15 protein-coding genes and 2 tRNA genes are annotated in these 18950 nt (G+C 44.0%); 9 read left to right on the forward strand and 8 right to left on the reverse strand.

The window, feature by feature from the left end; genetic code table 11:
- Positions 1-21 precede the first annotated feature (21 nt).
- The 3 genes from ACED60_RS04940 (at position 22) to ACED60_RS04950 (ending at position 4944) form a co-directional block, all read left to right on the forward strand.
- Complete coding sequence (locus ACED60_RS04940) at positions 22-2031, forward strand: NADPH-dependent 2,4-dienoyl-CoA reductase (protein ID WP_029224084.1); 2010 nt, start codon at positions 22-24, stop codon at positions 2029-2031.
- 245 nt (positions 2032-2276) lie between these two features.
- The gene (locus ACED60_RS04945) at positions 2277-2825 is read left to right on the forward strand and encodes an NAD(P)H nitroreductase (RefSeq protein ID WP_371727057.1); all 549 of its coding nucleotides are present in this window, start codon (positions 2277-2279) and stop codon (positions 2823-2825) included.
- A 127-nt stretch (positions 2826-2952) separates the two neighbouring features.
- A complete protein-coding gene (locus tag ACED60_RS04950; protein WP_371727058.1) occupies positions 2953-4944 on the forward strand; it encodes a DNA topoisomerase III in 1992 nt (663 codons plus the stop codon).
- Positions 4945-4983: 39 nt separating this feature from the next.
- Here the strand turns inward: ACED60_RS04950 and ACED60_RS04955 are convergent, their stop codons facing one another.
- From ACED60_RS04955 to ACED60_RS04965, 3 genes are read right to left on the reverse strand one after another with little or no spacing between them, the layout of a single operon-like run.
- On the reverse strand, positions 4984-5985 hold the full coding sequence (locus ACED60_RS04955; protein WP_371727059.1) for a DUF3080 domain-containing protein: 1002 nt from the start codon (positions 5983-5985) through the stop codon (positions 4984-4986).
- A 7-nt stretch (positions 5986-5992) separates the two neighbouring features.
- Positions 5993-6679 carry an SDR family oxidoreductase gene (locus tag ACED60_RS04960; RefSeq protein WP_139685378.1) on the reverse strand — a complete coding sequence of 229 codons (687 nt, stop codon included), beginning with the start codon at positions 6677-6679 and terminating at the stop codon, positions 5993-5995.
- A gap of 25 nt (positions 6680-6704) precedes the next feature.
- Positions 6705-6830, reverse strand: coding sequence for a hypothetical protein (locus ACED60_RS04965; RefSeq protein ID WP_269146598.1), 126 nt, complete (start codon positions 6828-6830; stop codon positions 6705-6707).
- Positions 6831-6941: 111 nt separating this feature from the next.
- Between ACED60_RS04965 and ACED60_RS04970 the strand changes: the two genes are divergently transcribed.
- Entirely contained in the window at positions 6942-7862 is a 921-nt protein-coding gene (locus ACED60_RS04970) for a histone deacetylase (protein WP_017099219.1), read from the forward strand.
- Positions 7863-7927: 65 nt separating this feature from the next.
- Here the strand turns inward: ACED60_RS04970 and ACED60_RS04975 are convergent.
- Positions 7928-8018 (reverse strand) — tRNA-Ser (locus tag ACED60_RS04975).
- 325 nt (positions 8019-8343) lie between these two features.
- Here ACED60_RS04975 and ACED60_RS04980 point away from each other — a divergent pair.
- Together ACED60_RS04980 and ACED60_RS04985 are read left to right on the forward strand one after the other, a co-directional pair.
- Positions 8344-8787, forward strand: coding sequence for an Rrf2 family transcriptional regulator (locus ACED60_RS04980; RefSeq protein WP_004734067.1), 444 nt, complete (start codon positions 8344-8346; stop codon positions 8785-8787).
- Positions 8788-8825: 38 nt separating this feature from the next.
- The gene (locus tag ACED60_RS04985; RefSeq protein ID WP_371727090.1) at positions 8826-10010 is read left to right on the forward strand and encodes an NnrS family protein; all 1185 of its coding nucleotides are present in this window, start codon (positions 8826-8828) and stop codon (positions 10008-10010) included.
- A gap of 651 nt (positions 10011-10661) precedes the next feature.
- On the opposite strand, the gene ACED60_RS04990 is transcribed toward ACED60_RS04985, so the two are convergent.
- The 3 genes from ACED60_RS04990 to ACED60_RS05000 all read right to left on the reverse strand — a co-directional run bounded on the left by ACED60_RS04990 (position 10662) and on the right by ACED60_RS05000 (position 12942).
- A tRNA-Ser gene (locus ACED60_RS04990) sits at positions 10662-10752 on the reverse strand.
- 138 nt (positions 10753-10890) lie between these two features.
- Positions 10891-12687 carry a DUF3413 domain-containing protein gene (locus tag ACED60_RS04995; protein ID WP_009848691.1) on the reverse strand — a complete coding sequence of 599 codons (1797 nt, stop codon included), beginning with the start codon at positions 12685-12687 and terminating at the stop codon, positions 10891-10893.
- Positions 12688-12714: 27 nt separating this feature from the next.
- The gene (locus ACED60_RS05000) at positions 12715-12942 is read right to left on the reverse strand and encodes a YejL family protein (RefSeq protein ID WP_004734063.1); all 228 of its coding nucleotides are present in this window, start codon (positions 12940-12942) and stop codon (positions 12715-12717) included.
- Between the two features lie 84 nt (positions 12943-13026).
- Between ACED60_RS05000 and yejK the strand changes: the two genes are divergently transcribed.
- The 3 genes from yejK to ACED60_RS05015 all read left to right on the forward strand — a co-directional run bounded on the left by yejK (position 13027) and on the right by ACED60_RS05015 (position 16927).
- A complete protein-coding gene (yejK, locus tag ACED60_RS05005; protein ID WP_009848690.1) occupies positions 13027-14031 on the forward strand; it encodes a nucleoid-associated protein YejK in 1005 nt (334 codons plus the stop codon).
- Positions 14032-14127: 96 nt separating this feature from the next.
- Positions 14128-15672 (forward strand): Hpt domain-containing protein, encoded by a 1545-nt coding sequence (locus ACED60_RS05010; RefSeq protein ID WP_371727060.1) that lies wholly within the window; start codon positions 14128-14130, stop codon positions 15670-15672.
- 76 nt (positions 15673-15748) lie between these two features.
- A complete protein-coding gene (locus ACED60_RS05015) occupies positions 15749-16927 on the forward strand; it encodes a chemotaxis protein (protein WP_371727061.1) in 1179 nt (392 codons plus the stop codon).
- A 96-nt stretch (positions 16928-17023) separates the two neighbouring features.
- On the opposite strand, the gene nhaC is transcribed toward ACED60_RS05015, so the two are convergent.
- Positions 17024-18460 (reverse strand): Na+/H+ antiporter NhaC, encoded by a 1437-nt coding sequence (gene nhaC / locus ACED60_RS05020; protein WP_017098219.1) that lies wholly within the window; start codon positions 18458-18460, stop codon positions 17024-17026.
- Positions 18461-18950: the final 490 nt, after the last annotated feature.

Below are 18950 nucleotides of genomic sequence, written 5' to 3' on the forward strand. Positions count from 1 at the left end.
AAGGATATAATAATAGAAGTGATGTCTGCCATGTACCCACATTTACTCGAACCACTCGATCTTGGATTTACTCAGTTACGTAACCGTGTATTGATGGGATCAATGCACACGGGTTTAGAAGAAAATAAAGAAGGCCTCCACAAGCTTGCCGCGTTTTATGAAGAGCGAGCAAAAGGAGGCGTTGGCCTTATTGTTACCGGTGGTTTCTCTCCTAATTTACGTGGCAGATTGACCCCATTTAGTGCTGAGTTCAGTAAAGTTAAGCACGCTAAAGCTCACCAAGTTGTTACCGAGGCCGTGCATAAGCATGGAGGTAAAATTGCCCTTCAGTTGCTACATGCTGGCCGCTATGCCATGCACCCATTCGCGCAAAGTGCTTCGGGCATCAAAGCGCCAATCGCTAAGTTTGCACCGAGTGAGATGAGCCCTCGTCAAATTAAAAAGACCATCGGTGCTTTTGCCAACAGTGCAGAGCTAGCTCAGGTTGCTGGCTATGACGGCATAGAGATCATGGGCTCCGAAGGTTACTTGATTAACCAATTTATCTGTAAACGTACCAACATGCGTTATGACGAATGGGGCGGTTCTTACGAGAAGCGTATGCGTTTCCCACTAGAGATCGTTAAATCGATTCGCGAAGCGGTGGGTAAAGATTTCATCATTATTTTCCGCTTATCGATGCTGGATTTGGTTGAGCAAGGCAGCACATTCGAAGATGTTGTACTTCTGGCTCAGAAGCTAGAAGAAGCGGGCGTGACCATTATTAATACCGGTATTGGTTGGCATGAAGCTCGTGTCCCAACTATTGCGACACAAGTTCCAAGAGGAGCATTCTCTTGGGTGACGGAAAAAGTAAAACCATACGTGTCGATCCCAGTGGTGACGTGTAACCGAATCAACACGCCAGAAGAGGCCGAACGTATCCTCAGTTCAGGACAGGCCGACATGGTATCAATGGCTCGTCCATTCTTGGCTGACCCTGACTTTGTTAATAAAGCCGCTCAAGACCAAGCGCAGTTCATTAACACCTGTATCGGTTGTAACCAAGCGTGTCTTGATAACGTATTCAAAGGCAAACGAGCGAGCTGCTTGGTGAACCCTCGCGCTTGTTACGAAACTGAAATTGTTGTGCAACCAGCTCAAGCAACCAAAACCATTGCCGTCGTCGGTGCTGGGCCAGCAGGTTTAGCTTGTGCAACAACGTTGGCACAGCGTGGGCATAAGGTTGATCTGATAGAGAAAAATGACCGCATCGGTGGACAATTTAGATTGGCAATGCAGATTCCGGGTAAAGAAGAGTTCAGAGAAACGATTCGTTACTTTGCTAACCAAATAGATGCATCAGGCGTGAACTTAAAACTGGATACTGAAGCGACGTTTGAGATGTTGTTGAAGTACGATGAAGTCGTGATGGCTGCTGGTGTTGAACCCAGAAAGCTTGATATTGAAGGGATAGATCAAGAAAACGTAGTCGACTACCAAACCTTGATTCGTGAAAAGACACCAGTAGGCGAAAAAGTCGCGATTGTTGGTGCCGGTGGTATCGGTATTGATGTGGCAACTATGCTGACAGAGCCGACTTCTCACAGCTTGGATGACTGGCTGCATGAGTGGGGCATTGATAAAAATATGGAACACCCTGGTGGACTTTATCCTTACCCTGATTCGTTCAGTGACAAAACGGTTTGGGTGATGCAGCGTAAAGCGGGTCGTGTCGGTAAAGGCCCGGGTAAGACTACAGGTTGGATTCATAAACGCACATTAGAAAAACGTGGTGTGAACTTACTTGGTGGCGTGAGCTACAACAAGATTGACGACCAAGGTCTACATATCAGCGTTGGTAAGAAAGATCAGGTACTCGATGCCGATTCCGTTATCGTGTGTGCGGGTCAGGTTTCAGTTCGTCCATTCGAAGACATGTGGCAAGAGTTTGGTGGCAAACTACACGTGATAGGCGGTGCCGATTACGCAGGTGAACTGGATGCCGTGCGTGCGATTCGACAAGGTGTTGAGCTGGCGATTAAGCTCTAACAACAAACAGAATGTTCTCGTTTGATAAGCTTGAATTAGAAAGTTCAATAAGCTGAACTAGACAGGTAATTAAGCTTGGACTAGACAGATAAATAAGGCTCCTAAGTCATAGATTTAGGAGCCTTTGTTGTTTCTAGTGTCGTTTCAAATATTGCTTCAAATAGACTGCCGTTGAGATTTATTATCGTTTGTATTCTGTGCTACAGTTCAACTATACAAACAATAAAAATTAGTAAGGACTTCAAATGGATGCTTTGGATCTATTGCTCAACAGACGCTCTATCGCAAAACTCTCTGATCCGGCACCTGAAGGTGTAGCGTTAGAAAACATTATCAAAGCGGGTTTACGAGCTCCAGACCATGGCGCATTGACACCGTGGCGCTTTGTTATCGCACAAGGCTTAGGGTTACAGAAGCTCTCTGATATTTTGGTTCGTGCGGCACAAGCTGACGAAAGTGAAGAAGCGGTCATAGAGAAAGTTAAAAAAGCGCCGTTTCGAGCTCCAATGGTGATCACTATCATCGCAAAGGTAACTGAGCACGAAAAAGTGCCTGCGTTCGAACAACACCTGTCTGCGGGTTGTGCTGCGCAAGCAATGCAAATGGCCGCAGTTGCACAAGGCTTCCAAGGTTTTTGGCGTTCAGGTAAATGGATGTTCCACCCTGAAGTACACCAAGCTTTCGGCCTAGAAGGCGACGATGAAATTGTTGGTTTCCTATACCTAGGTACTCCGGGCTGTACGCCAATGAAAGCGCCAGAGCGTGACTTCTCAAAGTTCGTTGAGTTCTTGTAGATCTCGTCAGGAAAATAGCCACACAACGAATTGTTGAATGTTAACTGTATAAACAACCAGTTTTTCTTGATTTCTAGGAGCCACATTAGATAATGTGGCTCTAATTGTTTGTAGCATCTGGAAAAACATGTCTCGCCTTATTATTGCTGAAAAACCAAGCCTAGGCCGTGCGATCGCCGCTGCATTGCCTAATCCACAGAAGAAAGACCAAGGGTTTATCAAATGTGGCAATGGAGATGTGGTGACTTGGTGTATTGGACACTTATTGGAGCAAGTTGAGCCGGATGCTTATGACGACCGTTATAAGAAGTGGAACTTAGCCGATCTTCCTATCGTGCCGGAGCAATGGCAGTTGAGACCACGCAAGACTTCCAGCAAACAGCTTACTGTGATCCGAAAGCTATTGAAGGACGCGACCCAAATTGTCCATGCGGGTGACCCGGATAGAGAAGGGCAGCTGCTGGTTGATGAAGTGATTGATTATTGCAAGGTGTCTAAGACTAAGAAAGAGTCGATGGACAGGTTACTTATTAGTGACTTGAACTTGCCAGCGGTAAAGCGTGCGCTCTCTCAAATGCGCAGTAACCGCGATTTTATTCCACTTTCTATTTCTGCATTGGCGCGCTCTAGAGCCGATTGGCTGTATGGCATGAACATGACTCGCGCGTATACCTTGTTAGGTCAAAAGGCGGGTTACCAAGGCGTGTTGTCGGTAGGGCGAGTGCAAACGCCTGTACTTGGTTTGGTCGTAAGGCGTGATGAAGAGATCGAAAACTTCATTCCGAAAGATTATTTTACTCTGCATGCGCTGATCCCTTATCAAAACAACGGCCAGAGCTTTGATATTCGAGCACGTTGGAAACCAAGCGAAGCATGTAAGCCATGGCAAGATGAAGAAGGCCGGGTGCTCAATCGAAAACTGGTTGAGAACGTTGCTAACCGAATTGCGAATCAACCCGCGACGGTGACGGAATCAGAGCAAAAGCAAAGTAAACAAGCGGCGCCACTGCCTTACTCGCTGTCAGCTCTACAAATTGATGCTTCTAAGCGTTTTGGCATGAGCGCTCAACAGGTACTCGACACTTGTCAGTCATTGTATGAGAAACACAAGCTCATCACTTACCCACGTTCTGATAGCCGCTATCTACCTAAAGATCACTACTCACAAAGAGAGTCGGTCGTGGATGCTATCGCTAACAATGCGAAAGAGCTGCAAAGTGGTGCTCAAGGTGCGGATCTTTCTCTTAAATCCAAAGCATGGAACGACAGTAAGGTCGATGCTCACCATGCGATAATTCCTACTCCGAAAAAGTCATCGGTGAACGGTCTGTCTGCCAACGAGATGAAAATCTATCAGCAAATCGCTCGTCAGTATCTAATGCAATTCTACCCACCTGCCATTTTCGCCGATGCAAAGCTCGTCTTTGAGATCGCTGGTGGCGTGTTCATCGCAAAAGGGCGACAACTTATTAACCCAGGTTGGAAGGTGTTGATGGGGAAAACGGACGCCGAAGAGAAAGGTGATGGTACGGATACGGTTCCTCCATTGGATAAAGGAACTGTGTTGACGTGTCGCGAAGGCGTTATTGGCGATAAGAAAACCGAGCCACCAAAACACTTTACCGAAGCGACCTTGTTACAAGCGATGACCGGTATTGCACGCTTTGTGGCAAATAAAGACCTCAAAGCTATCTTGAAAGAGACTGATGGCCTCGGCACAGAAGCAACCCGTGCGGGTATTCTCGATACTCTGTTCAAGAGACAACTGTTAACGCGACAGGGTAAAAGCATTCACAGTAGCCCGGCGGGAAGAGGATTGATTAATGCCTTACCTGAGGACTCGACCTTTCCAGACATGACCGCTCACTGGGAGCATCAGTTGCAAGGTATGGCTGAACGAAACCAAGCGTATCAACCCTTCATGCAAGCGCTAGAAAGTAAGATCGATGGCTTAATGGGTAAGGTAAAAACAGGTGAAGTCCCTGAATCCCTGCGCCATCTTCCTAAAGTCGAAAGACCTGCCTTTAAACGCCGCAAAGGTGGTGGTGCGAAGTCTTATGCCAACAAAGGTACGTATGCCAAAAAAGGGACGTATGCTAAGAAAGGCACTAAAAGCTAGGAACTGAGAGCAAACCGCTGTTTATTGGCGATACTGGAATTAACGCCCAACCTTGCGTCCGCAGCGCTTAAACAGCTGTTGCCAATAGTCGACATGGCGCCGAGTGGATGATCGAAAGGCTTGATGCGCATCTTTGATGGGAAAGTAATAACTGTGTAGCTCAGGCTGTGCGTCAAACATAGCAAGTTGCGGGGCTAGCTGCTGATAGTAGCCATCCAATTGCGCCATGTAAGGCTGAACCTTGTCAATATACTGTTGTTCGAACACATTGTTGAGATAGCGAAACTTAGTCGTGTCTCGTTGCTTCCCACAGATGATGTTGGCGTCAAAAGTAGTCAGCTGCTGGGTGATGGTATCAAGCTCTGCCGAAGCACGAGATAGTGAGTAGTACAAATCCCCAAGCGTCGAACTCTTCTCTAATCCTTCTTGAACCTCAGTAGTCTTGCCGGAAACGAGCGGTGTGTTTAACGCTTGATTTATGTGCTCTAGCGCGTCACTTGTCTGTCGTACTTGTTCGCCAATATCGGCACGTAACCACTGGCTACCACGCATTTGCGACTGCATGGCTTCACTGGCATAGATGAGATTCCATTGGTGCAGTGGAAATTGTGCGAGTTTTTGTTGCTCGATTTCTCTGAGTAATTCTACGATCTCAGGATCTAATTCGTTATTAGATAAACATTGACCAACACCTTCCAGTAGAGCGACTTGATAATCGTAATTTCGGAACTCGTCGGCGACTTTTCCAAGTACGGAGTTTCTTTCTGCAATCAGGTTGAATAATCCGCATTGTCGAAGTTGATAGCTGTCGATAAGCCCGATAGAGAGCGAAGGAACTTCAATAAACAGTTCTCGCTTTCTCGGTAAGCTGTTGAGCTCCCAGTCTTCCTGTATCTCGTCAGTCTCTTGCACGTTGGCGATTTTGGTCTGATAGTCGTCGAAATAGTTCTGTGGGCTGTCATCGAAACATCCAGCTAGCACCATTGTTAGACACAAAAGTGTTGAACGTACGAGCAAGCTTGAGATAACGCGACGACCCATGTGACGGCTACCAGTCTATTTCGCTACCATCGAAATTAAAGAAGTGACCACTCACTTCAGTATTCGATGACTCTATTACAGTCACAAGGCCTTTAGCTGAAGTCTCTGTATCAATAAGAGCATTAGGTCCGCCCATTTCCGTCTGTACCCAACCAGGATGTAACGCTAACACTGTAAAGCCATTATCGGTCAAGTCGTTGCTTAAACTCTTCACAACTGAGTTAAGAGCCGCTTTAGATGAACGATAGATGTAGCCTCCGCCTGATGTGTTTTCAGACATGCTACCCACTCTAGACGAAAGACAGGCGATCTTTTTGACGTCACTACTTTCTATGAGAGGTAATAGAGTCTCGACAAGCTTCAATGGGGCAATTGTGTTGATTTCAAATACACGACGCCACTCTTCGACATCGGTATTACCCAGACCGTAACCTTTAGGGCCATAGTAGCCAGCGTTGTTGATCAAGATATCAATCGACTCTATTTGCGAGGGGAGTTGTTCTACTGCTTGATAATCGGTTATTTCTAATTGAATGCAGGTCAGGTTGCTACTGTGCTCTGCGAGTGAGAGCAGTTCTGTTGCTGAAGAGGCGTCACGGTAAGTTGCGTACACCTTGTGATTACCTTTCAAGTATTGTTGAGTCAGACTTAAGCCTATGCCGCGGTTCGCTCCAGTAATAAAAATAACGCTCATGGTGATTCCTTTTCAGTTCAATTAGTTAAGTTTGATGGCTTAACACGAGAAAATCAACGGTCCACCAACTGGCCATTAGCATTCCTACAAAAATCATTACTGCAGCCATCGAGCCACAGATCACACCACAGATGAGTATTACGTTTTTCATTGTTGTCTCTGGAATTAATTAAAGGTAATGATAACTATTATCATTAATTAAGGTTGTCGCCAAGTCTGAGACTGTTATGATTTTGAGATTGATACGTAATACGCCCGATCTATGACTCCTTTAATTTACCATCCAATTTATTCTCAGTTGCCTTTACCAGAAGGGCATCGTTATCCAATCAATAAATATCAACTGTTGCACAGTGCTGTGAAGCACCACATGGATAGCGATCCAAAATGGGGTAATGCATTCGCAATGTTCCAGCCAATGCCTGTTTCGGTAGAACAAGTAAAGCAGGTACACGATGGTGAATATGTCGATTTGCTAGTTTCTGGAAATTTACCAGCAGCAAAAATGAGACGTATCGGCTTTCCGTGGAGTGAACAGCTTATAGAAAGGACACTCTATTCAAGTGGTGGAACCTGCTTGGCCGCTGAAATGGCCATCGAGAGTGGTTTAGCGATTCATCTCAGCGGTGGCTATCATCATGCGCACCGAGATTTTGGCAGTGGCTTCTGTTTGTTGAATGATCTGGTCTTGGCGGCCAAGCACGCATTAACCTTTGAGCATATAGATAAAGTGCTGATCGTCGACAGTGATGTTCACCATGGCGATGGTACAGCGACACTTTGCCAAGAGAGCGATGAGATTATTACTCTGTCATTCCACTGCGATAAGAACTTCCCTGCGCGTAAACCGTTATCTGATTTAGATGTGCCATTAAGTCGTGAAACAGAAGATGAAGAGTTCTTACGTTGTTTTGAACAAGTCACCAAGTTGGCGATTGCGCATCACCAACCTGATCTCATTATTTATGACGCGGGGATCGACATCCATCAAGACGATGAACTGGGTTATTTGAATGTTTCGACAAAAGGGATATTTGAACGCGACTGTTTCATGATTGAATTAGCGAAATCAGAGTCTATTCCAATGGCGTGTGTAGTCGGTGGCGGATATCGAACTGAACATCAAGATTTGGTACCGATACATATGCAGCTTTTGAAAGCCGCACTAGCAGTGAATACTTGACCGGTAAACTCGAATTTTCTTTAGATACAAAAAAGCCGCTGATTTCTCAGCGGCTTTCTTTAATGTGGTGGAGGGATAGGGATTTGAACCCTAGAACCGCTATTAACGGTTGCCGGTTTTCAAGACCGGTGCTTTCGACCACTCAGCCATCCCTCCAGTGCTGCGAATAATATAGTGGTGTGATTCGCTTGTAAATACCCTTATCAACTGACTGCTTTTTTTATGAACAAGTTTGTGTGTTTTTATATTGTCAGAGTGAAAATACATTGAAAAATGTTTCTGAACGCTTCGACTTAGAGGATTAGATCTCGTTTGAGAAAGGAAGATGAAGATAGGATCTCATACAACAGATGTGAGAAACGTCATTAAGATCGCAGCCTTAGCTTCTTGGTGCTTAGCCACTACTCCTCATTAGGTTAACTTGCCTTTATTACTCATAAGATTCATAATAAATACATCTTATAGAGTGAAATATCCCAACATGCATATCACACGTTACACTGATTATTCCCTACGCGTTCTGATCTATTTAGCGATCAACAACCAATCTCTTAGCACCATCGGCGACATTGCTAACAGTTATGGTATTTCTAAAAACCACTTAATGAAGATCGTTCAGCAACTCAACCTCAAAGGACATCTGATCGCCACAAGAGGAAAAAATGGTGGTTTGAAACTCAGTTGCCATCCAAGTCAGATCAACATAGGGACGTTAGTTCGAGAGTTAGAAGACAAACGTAACTTGGTTGAATGTTTTGGCGAGGATAATAGCTGTGTCATTACACCAAATTGCCAATTGAAAACTATCTTTGCTGAAGCTCAAGAGTGTTTTTACAAAAGCTTAGATGCTTATAGCTTGCAAGATCTCCTTGGCGAAGGGCACAGCTACAAGCTAGGGCAACTCTTGGCGGTTGAAGTTATTTAAAAGTAAGCAAGTTTTGTTTACTCACTAGGTTTACGATGATGAAAGATTTAAATCAAAACCCCAACAATGGCGTTTCAATGACGGCATTTTTCGAACTCGCGTTTCGACCATTTTTTTTGTTTGCATCACTTTTTAGTATTGCAGCGTTAGTCGGGTGGGCCGCGTTTTGGAATGGCAGCGCAACCTTAAATGTTTATGGCGGTGCAAGGTGGTGGCATATTCATGAAATGTTGTTTGGCTTTGCAGCCACTGTCGTGGTTGGTTTTTTACTGACGGCCGTACAAAATTGGACGGGTGTCCGCAGTATTAACGGACGCGGGTTAATGATACTTCTGGCTATCTGGTTGTGTGCAAGAATAGCCATGTTCCTGCCTGAAGTTCTAAGCTCTTGGCTGGTGGCTGGACTCGATTTACTGTTTTTACCTATCGCTGTAATTTATCTTGCTCACAATATTGTCAGTGTGAAGCTTTGGCGAAACCTGTTGTTCGTCCCCATTTTATTGCTAATGACTTTTGCCAATGCCGCAATGCACTATGGTGTTCTATTTCAGCAGCCACTCTTAATTTCACAAGCTAGCACAAGCATGGTGCTGTTGGTGACTCTAGTCATGTGCATTATGGGTGGGCGAGTTTTTCCTATGTTTACCGCTAATGGCACACAGACACCACGAACCCCTGCATTACCATGGCTTGAAAAGCTGAGCATCGTGAGCACGATTTTCGCTGTTGTGTTGAGCTTTCAGATACTTCCAGTTCCACAAAGTCTCGTTGCTTTCGTGTTTATTGTCAGCGGTTTGGCAAACGCGGTTAGAGCGGTAAGGTGGAAAGTATGGGTCGCTTTTAAGACTCCTCTTGTGTGGTCTTTACACTTAAGCTACTGGGCCATTTCGTTAGGATTGGTCTTGTATGGCGTTTCGATCATTTCGTCATTGGTTACCCAATCACAAGCGATTCATGCCTTAACCGTTGGTGGAATGGGAGTGATGATCTTATCAATGATCTCACGTGTCTCTCTAGGACATACAGGTCGAGCTATTGCGATTGGTAAAATAATGACTGCGGCGTTAATTGCCATTGTTTTTGCCTTTATTGTTCGAGCGTTTGGTGGATACTTTACCAATAATATTGTCTCTATCATCACCTTATCCAGTGCTCTGTGGGTTGTCGCGTACAGTTGTTTCGTTGTGTTGTACTTACCAATTTTAATAAAACCAAAAGCTTAAATTACTACAAGTTGCGAATATTCAATATTGACGACTTTAAAGTTGCATTTAAAATGCATCTTTAATATTATGTCTGCAGTGAATGACTTAAATACAATCAAAGAGAGAATGATTATGAGCTGTTGTGGCGGATGTGGTGGTTCAAACCACGAAGAAAAAGCAAAAGAAGCTGAACAAAAGAAGCAAGCAGAGCAGCAAGAAACTAAGCAAGAAAACGCTTAATTAGATCTGCACTCAAGCCAAATTTAAAAATCCAGAGACTTCGATGAAGCCTCTGGATTTTTTTATGTTATGTATCCACAATGAGAACCTGAAGAAACCTAGGGCACTATTCCAATAAACATCCCCCCAATTCTTCAAGTTACTTGGTTATGCATTGGTGGCGTAGGTCTACATGTTTATTGGCAGGGATGTTTTGTTGCAACAGTGACGTCGAATTTCGATGGGTTATAAGAGGAATGAGTCAGGTACCTATGCCATATGTTTAAATACAATAGAGCGGTAATCGGCTTGAAGTTGCCGTGAGAAACAGGTTTGAATCAGATTCAGATAGCTAAGGACTTTGACTGGTTGGCTAACTGACTTTTAGGTTCGATTAACTTTACGCTAGATGCAAAAAAGCCGCTGATTTCTCAGCGGCTTTCTTAAATGTGGTGGAGGGATAGGGATTTGAACCCTAGAACCGCTATTAACGGTTGCCGGTTTTCAAGACCGGTGCTTTCGACCACTCAGCCATCCCTCCAGTGGCGTGAATAATATAAGGGGCAGAGGATCTTGTAAACCCTTAATTTTCATAATTTTGTTTTGTTGCTTGTTTTCTAATCATTCACGGCAATAAAAAAGGGAAGCCATTGGCTTCCCTTTTCTTTTTGATGATCATTTAGTCATTTTTGGTATAGAACCGCTGTAACTCAGTAAGGCCTTGCATCAACACTGGCAAGCGAGGGCTTACATCTTTCAGACGTTTGTAATTCTGATCGTACAATTTGTAGTTACCAAACTTATCTAACACCGTTGTTTGTTGGTCAGTAACAAGAGCAAGTTCACGTGAGTCTCCTGCAAGAATCCATTTTCTTCTACGCTCATCAAACAGGCTACGTCCACTACTAAAATCTGTAGGGTTCGAAGATACACCTAATAGCTCTTGCATTAGCGTGACTGACACATCTAGGTGACTAGAACGGTGAGTATATTCAGATGCTGACTTACCTGGCCATTTGATGAACAGAGGCACTTGTAGTTGGTAACGACTGTAATTGGAGTTTGCGCCCCAACTGTTGGTTTTCGTCTCGTTAAATTCAGTACCATGGTTAGAGGTAATGATAACCACTGTGTTGTCTTGAAGATCTAGGCGCTCCAACTCTGCGTAGATTTTCGTTAACTGAACATCAGCCGCTTGAGTCGATTTTTGGTAATCTGCAGTAAAACGTTCAGCGGTAGTCAACGTCACATCTGTTTCGTAACTAGAGAAGTTATCGAGCGTTGTTAGCTCAATAAAGTTAAACCAAGGGCTTTTTGCTTGTGGTGATTGAACCCATTCAGACCAAGCTTGTATTGCGCTTTGGTCATCATCTGTTGCTTGCTCTGGGAGCGCATCACGGCCTCGGAAGATGACTTCCGGGTAAAGGGCGTCGTCAAAGTCATCACCGCTAAAAGCGGCAAGTGTATAATTGTGATGATCTAGCACATCGAGCAGTACTGCGCTCGAACCTTGTGCTTTGATGCTGCTTGCGTAGCTGCTAGGAAGGCCATAGAACAATCCGAAAATACCAAACATGTCGTTACTTGAACTGTAGTGATTGGTGAAGTTGATCGATTGTTGTGCATAGGCATAGCTGCTTGGCATTGCAGTGCTATTGAGTGCATCAGCGCGAAGATTATTCACACTCACAAGCAGAATATTAAGATCAGCACTGCGGCGGTTGTATTGAATTTTTTCTAGTGGGTAGCTAACTAAGTTTACGTTCTCTTGGTTCGCTTCTAAACGCTGTAAATACTCTTCACGGTCTAATAGACCATGCTTTTCCATAAAGCTTTTTGCTGTCATAGGATAAGACAGTGGGAAATTCGCTTTCTGGCTTGTAATTGGGTTGTAGAAATACGCATCAGCCCACATGTAGGTCAAGTGGCTGCTGATGAAACACAAGAAGAAGACGGCAGTAATAGGACGGCCAATGTGTTTATGAGACAGTTTACGTTGCTTACGCCAAACCCACTCAGACAGACCTAGCTGCAATAAGAAGATTAGTGGCATTACAATGAAGAGGTGCTGCAAATCAGAAGTGAGTGCAGACTCCTCTCCACTGAATAAAACCTCCCACACGACAGGTGTCAGGTGGAGGTTTATATTTTGATACGTTTGAGTATCAATCAGTAGGACAGTTAAACCTATGGTTGCGAAGATAACGGCAACCAAACGTAATAACTTCCTCGACGGAAGAATAAAAGTGAGTGGGAACAGCACTAATAGATAGAGCGCGAACACCAAAAATCCAAAATGACCAACCCATGATGCAGCCAAATAGAATTGACCCAATAGGGTTTCCGGCCAAGCAGATTGAGTAATATAACGAGTACCAATCAACATCGCAGCAATGATGTTGAAAAATGCAAACCAGTGGCCCCAACCTACCAGTCGAGATACACGATCGCTATATGAGTTTGCGCTGTCTACCATTTATAATTCTTTTTCCGTCAATCAAACTTAGTGAGACTTTTTATCTTCAAGAGAAGAAATTAAAGCTTCGGCAAATTTTTCAGCAATTCCTTTGCGTTGTGAAGCAGCAACGTTCTGATTTAAGACATTGGTTGCGATATTTCCAGCGATCATCAATGAAAGCTCAGGTGAAGCTTTGTGCTTAGTCAGTACAGCACCTACTTCAGCTAGGATTTTTTCAACTTGATCATCTGTGTATTTAGATATAATCGGCATAAGGACTCTAATAATGATAGTAAAAGCGGCTTATGATAACCTACTATGCACAACAACTGAAACCTGAACGGTAATATTTTCACTATGAGCCTTCACCTTTCCAACGTAATTTTACACCAGCTAAGCAAGAACGATCAGGAAGAGCTGATTGTTAACTATCGTGCTGAATCTCTAGAAAACGATACTGCATCTGAAAACCTAGTCGCGGAACTTCACCGAGTTTTTAATTCAAAAGCAGGTAAAGGATTTGGTTCTTTCAAATCCGACAGCGAATTCCAGCAGTCGTTGCATGAATTTCGAGCTGGAGAACAAAGTTTTTATGATTTCTCTCAAAAAAGTGCGCTACGTCTAAAAGATGAGCTTTCAAAGTATCCTTTTGCTGATGAAGGCACTTTGGTACTGGCTGAATATCAATCACTGGCGACAGACTACCTTTTCATCGGACTACTGCCTTCTAACCAAAGTTTGAAAGTGACCGAAGGGCTAGATATTAGTGCGACGGATTACCTGGATATCTCGAAGATGGATATTGTTGCGCGCCTTGATCTTTCAACATACGACACAGACAAAGAGTCAAACCGTTACCTTACTTATATTAAAGGGCGCGTTGGTCGTAAAGTCGCTGACTTCTTCTTAGACTTCCTTCAAGCAGAAGTAGGCTTGGATGCTAAGCAGCAAAACCAAGTATTGATGCAAGCGGTAGAAGACTTTGTTTCTGACTCTAAGTTAGAGAAAGAAGAAGCGATCAGCTATAAAAAACAAGTTGCGGATTACTGTAACGAACAGCTTAAAGCGGGTGATGAAGTTCAAGTTCGTGAACTTTCTGGAGAATTGCCAGCAAGCACAGATGGTACAAGCTTCTTTGACTATACTAGTGAGCAAGGCTACGAGTTGGAAGACAGCTTCCCTGCAGACCGCGCAACTATGCGTAAACTAACAAAATTTGTTGGTGCTGGTGGCGGTTTGAATGTTAGTTTTGATAGTCTGCTTTTAGGTGAGCGTATCTTCTACGATCCAGAGACAGACACGCTAACCATTAAAGGGACGCCACCGAACCTACGTGATCAACTGACTCGCAATAAGTCATAGTCCGAAGTTATTAGGTAGTAAGCGACAGCCGGTTGTTGTCGCTTGTTTATGTTTAGCAACATAATGGTTTAGAGTTCGCATGAACAAGGAATATCGATGGAACAATCAGTAGCAAAGCCCAATCGCTTTAAAAGACCAGCAACTTTTTTGGTTGCACTCTTGGCTCTGTGGCTACTTCCTTCACTGGCACTCCTTAATCTAAGCCGTTCTTACTCTCACTCGCTCGCTCAAATTGAAGAGCTCGGTATTCGCGTTAATGAACTGAGGCAATCGCTTTATTTCTCTGAGCCGCTGCGAGTCTCTCGTATTAATGATTTAGCACTCGATGCTCAGTTAGTTTATTCGATCCGACTGCAGATAGAATCTGATTTCCAACACGCCTTGTTTCGCCCTGATGTGAACCAACTGCTTTACGTTGCCGATCAATTTTTAGAAAAATTTGATGAATTCATTCCGATAGAAAGTCAGGTGCAAGATATCGTCGATAACATCAAAGTGTTACGCACAGATACTGAACTTTCCCCTAAGTTAAAGCCGCTACTCAACGAATTTGGTGTCGTCGTTTTTGAAGCGATGTATTCCGATAACCAAAGTTCATCAGCAACTTATCGCGCCTTTGATTCTATTCTTGAAAAATCTTATTCATTAAAATCCGAAGAGCAAGATGCACTCCAACTATTACTGGCAGATGCTTCAGCATTGCTGAGTGATTACGCTCAGCTCAATTATTTAGTCGATAAAATTAAGAAGAATTCAGTAAACGAACAGATCATTAAACTTGAAGCTGAGTTCCATGAACGTCAATACAACCTATTATTGATCATGCTAGGGTTAAGCTTAGTGGCAATGATTGCGTTAGTGTTGTGGAGTGTTAGGTCCCAAAAATCGATGAAAGAAGTAGACCAAGCACTCAGACCGGAACCAGTCATCGATTCAAGTCAGGACGATGCTCTCTCTACTTCCAACAAAGATACGTCTTCTCGTAACAATACGTCTTCTCGTAACGATACTGCTGCTCGCAATAATATTGTTTCTCACAGCGATATTGCTTCTTCCGCGGTGACGCCGCCAAGTAATCCCCCATCAGTATTAGATATTACGCCAGCGAGTCAACATTCTGATACCCAACCTCAGCAGAGTGTTTGTGCGACAAGCCCGAAAGCTATTTCACAAGAACCGATTTTGCAAGAACCTATTCCACAAGTACCGGTTCAGCAAAACTCTATTCAGCACCCCCCAACTCAGCGAACACCAGAACAAGTGCAAGAGCCAGAGAAGCACATTGCCAGAGTGACGGATTCAAAGCCAGCGATTGATATTGAAGAGATGCTAGAGACTCTTGATGGCGATACCGAGTCTGTTGAATTGTTGCTAGGGGTCTTTGTCGAAGATCACGCAGATGACTATACCAGATTCAAATCTCTGCTCACCAAGGATGAAACCTCTGCTGCTCGCATTGTGCACAGCTTAAAAGGTGTGGCTGGCAGCATCAAAGCGTCTCGGTTAGCGATCATTGCAGCGACTATTGAAATGACAATGAAGCAGTCCAGAGCCATCAGCGAGCACGATTTAGCCGAACTAGAGCTCGCGATAAAAGCCTCTGTAGATTCTGCTCATGACTATTTAAATACCCAACGTTAACTTTTACAGGTTTTTTGACAATACTCTGACGAAGCGCTCATACAATCCGCGCCCTTAGTCTTTGTCAGAGGTTTATATGTCACGAGTTTCGAGTCGAAATTGGATCGTGTTAGTGCTTAGCATTGTGCTAAGTGGTTGTTCTCTTTTGGAAGTTAAGCTAGACAGTCAAACGACGCCTCTTACTCAGCAAGAGTTACAGGCTCGGATCATGACGCGTGAATACGCCAAGATGTTTTTTACACGAGTAGAAGACTCGGCCGATCTCATTGCGCAATCTTACCCTGCTGATGACACCTTACATCAATCTTATGTGTTGCTTTGGAAGATCCATGCTGAGCAGGGCTTACAACAAGCAGCGTACCAAACCTCCCCAATGTCAGCATTAATTGACTCATGGGTTTTCACAGCCCAAATGAATCAGTTTTATAGCCAAGGCGATGGTGCGGATCTGTTCGTGACGGATAATGCGGTAGAGACGGCTCGTTCTCTTGACCAAGAAGCTGAGAAGCTAGCAAAGGGTGTATTGAGCTCAAGTGATTTCAAAAAGAGCAAAGCATTCGTCGCAGAGTTCGCCGCGAGCAATCCTTTTAAAGATCTTACCTTCAGAAGCACACCCGCTTACCGTGAATGGCTAAGTTACCTTGGTAAAGACGAATCTCAAATCGTTCAAAGCCTAGGTACCATGCCGGAGGCGATGGGCGATGCATCAGACCGCTTAAGCCTAATGGCTGACCAAACACCGAAATTGATGACGTGGAAAGCTGAGTTGGTGGCGATGAATAGCTCGCTAACGGGTGAAGACCTATCGATGACGCTGGAAAGCCTTCGTCAAACATCAGCAAGCATGCAGGACTTCATTGAGAATAACCCTGAGTACATGCAAACATTGGCTTCTATTATGTCGACAGAAATGCAGCCTCTGCTCAACGACCTAAGTGATAAGGCAGATCAAAAATTGGCGATGCTCACTGAAGAACGTGTAGCCTTAGAAAAAATGGTGACACGAGAGAGAGAAGCTCTGGTCGCGATGATTGCGAAAGAGCGTATTGAAATTGCAGGCATTGTGACTTCTGAAAGGGAACTGTTTACACAAGATCTTGATCGCGTCTCTCAAGAGGTGGTGGTACTCGCTATTGATAAACTGATGGACTTAATCAAAGGTGTGATTATTTACTTCATCCTGTTTATCTTGGTGGTGTTCTTTGCACCGTTAGGCATCGGTTATTGGTTGGGTAAACGAACCGCCAACAAATAAATTCAGTAATTAAGTAGATCAAAAAAGAGCGCTCTAGAGCGCTCTTTTGGCATTTATATCATCAACATTTTTGTGCTTAAGCACTAAAGCCTTAGCTTAAGCTTGTTGCTTGCTCAGTTCAGCTGCTTCTTCAGTTTCAAGCGCTGGTGCTGTTGGTTCACATTTATCAACGAACCAACCCATGTAAGACGTTACGATAGTCACGAGGATACAGATGAAGCTCAACCACATGAACGGAGCGTAAGAGAGCGTTGCGACACCAAGAATACTCGCCATGTAGATACCGTTATCACTCCAAGGAACCATGCCTGAAGTTAACGTGCCACCGAACTCAGCGTTACGAGATAGATTTTTACGTTGATAACCTAAACGGTCGTAGTTTTTCGCACAGATTTTTGGCGTTAGGATTAACGATACGTACATTGCAGAACCGAATACGTTACCCATGAAGGCCGTGCCGATCGTGCTTGTTGCTAGAGAGCCTGCGCTATTTACTCGGCGCTCGAACACCTTAGCAATCGTCTCTAATACGCCCACTTTATCCAGTAAGCCACCAAAACCTAAACCAAACACAATTACCGCTACCGAACCAAGCATTGAAGACATACCGCCACGGTTAAGAATCGAGTCAATAAACTCTACGCCAGAGGAGATAGAGAACGGTGCCCAAGCAGTGTTGAATGCCGTTAGGAAATCGATATCTTGGATCATGACTGCCCAGATAATACCTAGCAGAGAACCGAAGCTGATTACCGGGAATGAAGGCATGCGGAAAGCCAACAGACCAAGCACGATCAGTACTGGGACAAATGAGTAAGGCGTGATGTAGAACTGAACTTCCATTGCTTTAATGACAGAATCTACTTGGCTCATGTCAACGTTACCTGCGTAGTGAAAACCAAACGCAGTAAACATGATGCCAGTAATCACGTAGCTGATTAACGCAACTGGCAGCATGCCCTTGATGTGCTCAACCACTTCAACACCAGACATTGAAGAAGCCAATATCACTGAATCAGAAAGTGGAGACATCTTGTCGCCGAAGTAACAACCTGACAGCACTGCACCTGCAGTAATCGGTGCTGGAACACCTAGGCCTTGGCCAATACCCATCATCGCGATACCTGCTGTACCCGCAGCGCCCCAAGAAGTACCAGTTGCCAATGCGGTTAGAGAACAGATAATCATGGTCGCTAAAAGGAAGATAGAAGGGTGGATAGCTTTCAGGCCATAGTAAATGATAGTAGGTACGATCCCGCCTGAGATCCAAGTACCAACAAGAGCGCCAACGGCTAAAAGTATTAAAACCGCGCCTAAGCCATTGGATATTCCTTTGAGTGCCGCTTTTTCTAAGTCTTTGTATTCGTGGCCAAGGCGAATACCGAGAACCATGATAATGAACCAGCCAATATACAAGGCAAGTTGAATTGGAAGGTCAAGCTTTGCAGTAAAGGAAAAAGCAAGGGATAGAAATAGTCCTAACGCGATGAATACCTGCAATAGGTTCGGTAGGCGAGTTTTACTCTGCTTCATAAAAGCCTCTTGTGATTTCGAGCATTTATAGTGCTTCGTTATGGTGTGTGGTGCAAAACGGACACTACAGTAATTAGTTTATTATATCGAAAAAATACGCCCAAGTTGTGATATTTGACTGTTAACGCAGTTAATCATGGCTTCATTATCTGAAATGTTGTTAAATTCATGGTTGTTACATGTTGAAACTTGTCGCACGTTGTTTTCGTTTTGTGAAGTATTATTCTGGATAGTATTGATTAAAAAGAGGGATTTACTGTTTGTGATGCGAGTGGGATTAAGCTGCTTTGGCGATGCAAATGTTTGAATTTGAGGATAATAGGCGTTTTATCAATAAGGTAGATATTGAATATTGATCCAGAGATAACTGCACGATTCATTGCGTTCACTTAAAAGAAACGAAAAAGTTACACTTTTTGACAAAAAGCACTTGAGTTCTGTTTCTGAAAAACTTATAGATGGGGGAGAACGATTTTTAATTTATACATGG

This window comes from Vibrio sp. 1F279 (assembly GCF_041439815.1).
Lineage (GTDB): Bacteria > Pseudomonadota > Gammaproteobacteria > Enterobacterales > Vibrionaceae > Vibrio > Vibrio tasmaniensis_A.

Bases quoted from the DNA above. Each gene is read 5' to 3' on its own strand.
- ACED60_RS04940 (WP_029224084.1), top strand. From the start codon at position 22: ATGTCTGCCATGTACCCACATTTACTCGAACCACTCGATCTTGGATTT.
- ACED60_RS04945 (WP_371727057.1), top strand. From the start codon at position 2,277: ATGGATGCTTTGGATCTATTGCTCAACAGACGCTCTATCGCAAAACTC.
- ACED60_RS04950 (WP_371727058.1), top strand. From the start codon at position 2,953: ATGTCTCGCCTTATTATTGCTGAAAAACCAAGCCTAGGCCGTGCGATC.
- ACED60_RS04955 (WP_371727059.1), bottom strand. From the start codon at position 5,985: ATGGGTCGTCGCGTTATCTCAAGCTTGCTCGTACGTTCAACACTTTTG.
- ACED60_RS04960 (WP_139685378.1), bottom strand. From the start codon at position 6,679: ATGAGCGTTATTTTTATTACTGGAGCGAACCGCGGCATAGGCTTAAGT.
- ACED60_RS04965 (WP_269146598.1), bottom strand. From the start codon at position 6,830: ATGAAAAACGTAATACTCATCTGTGGTGTGATCTGTGGCTCGATGGCT.
- ACED60_RS04970 (WP_017099219.1), top strand. From the start codon at position 6,942: ATGACTCCTTTAATTTACCATCCAATTTATTCTCAGTTGCCTTTACCA.
- ACED60_RS04980 (WP_004734067.1), top strand. From the start codon at position 8,344: ATGCATATCACACGTTACACTGATTATTCCCTACGCGTTCTGATCTAT.
- ACED60_RS04985 (WP_371727090.1), top strand. From the start codon at position 8,826: ATGAAAGATTTAAATCAAAACCCCAACAATGGCGTTTCAATGACGGCA.
- ACED60_RS04995 (WP_009848691.1), bottom strand. From the start codon at position 12,687: ATGGTAGACAGCGCAAACTCATATAGCGATCGTGTATCTCGACTGGTA.
- ACED60_RS05000 (WP_004734063.1), bottom strand. From the start codon at position 12,942: ATGCCGATTATATCTAAATACACAGATGATCAAGTTGAAAAAATCCTA.
- yejK (WP_009848690.1), top strand. From the start codon at position 13,027: ATGAGCCTTCACCTTTCCAACGTAATTTTACACCAGCTAAGCAAGAAC.
- ACED60_RS05010 (WP_371727060.1), top strand. From the start codon at position 14,128: ATGGAACAATCAGTAGCAAAGCCCAATCGCTTTAAAAGACCAGCAACT.
- ACED60_RS05015 (WP_371727061.1), top strand. From the start codon at position 15,749: ATGTCACGAGTTTCGAGTCGAAATTGGATCGTGTTAGTGCTTAGCATT.
- nhaC (WP_017098219.1), bottom strand. From the start codon at position 18,460: ATGAAGCAGAGTAAAACTCGCCTACCGAACCTATTGCAGGTATTCATC.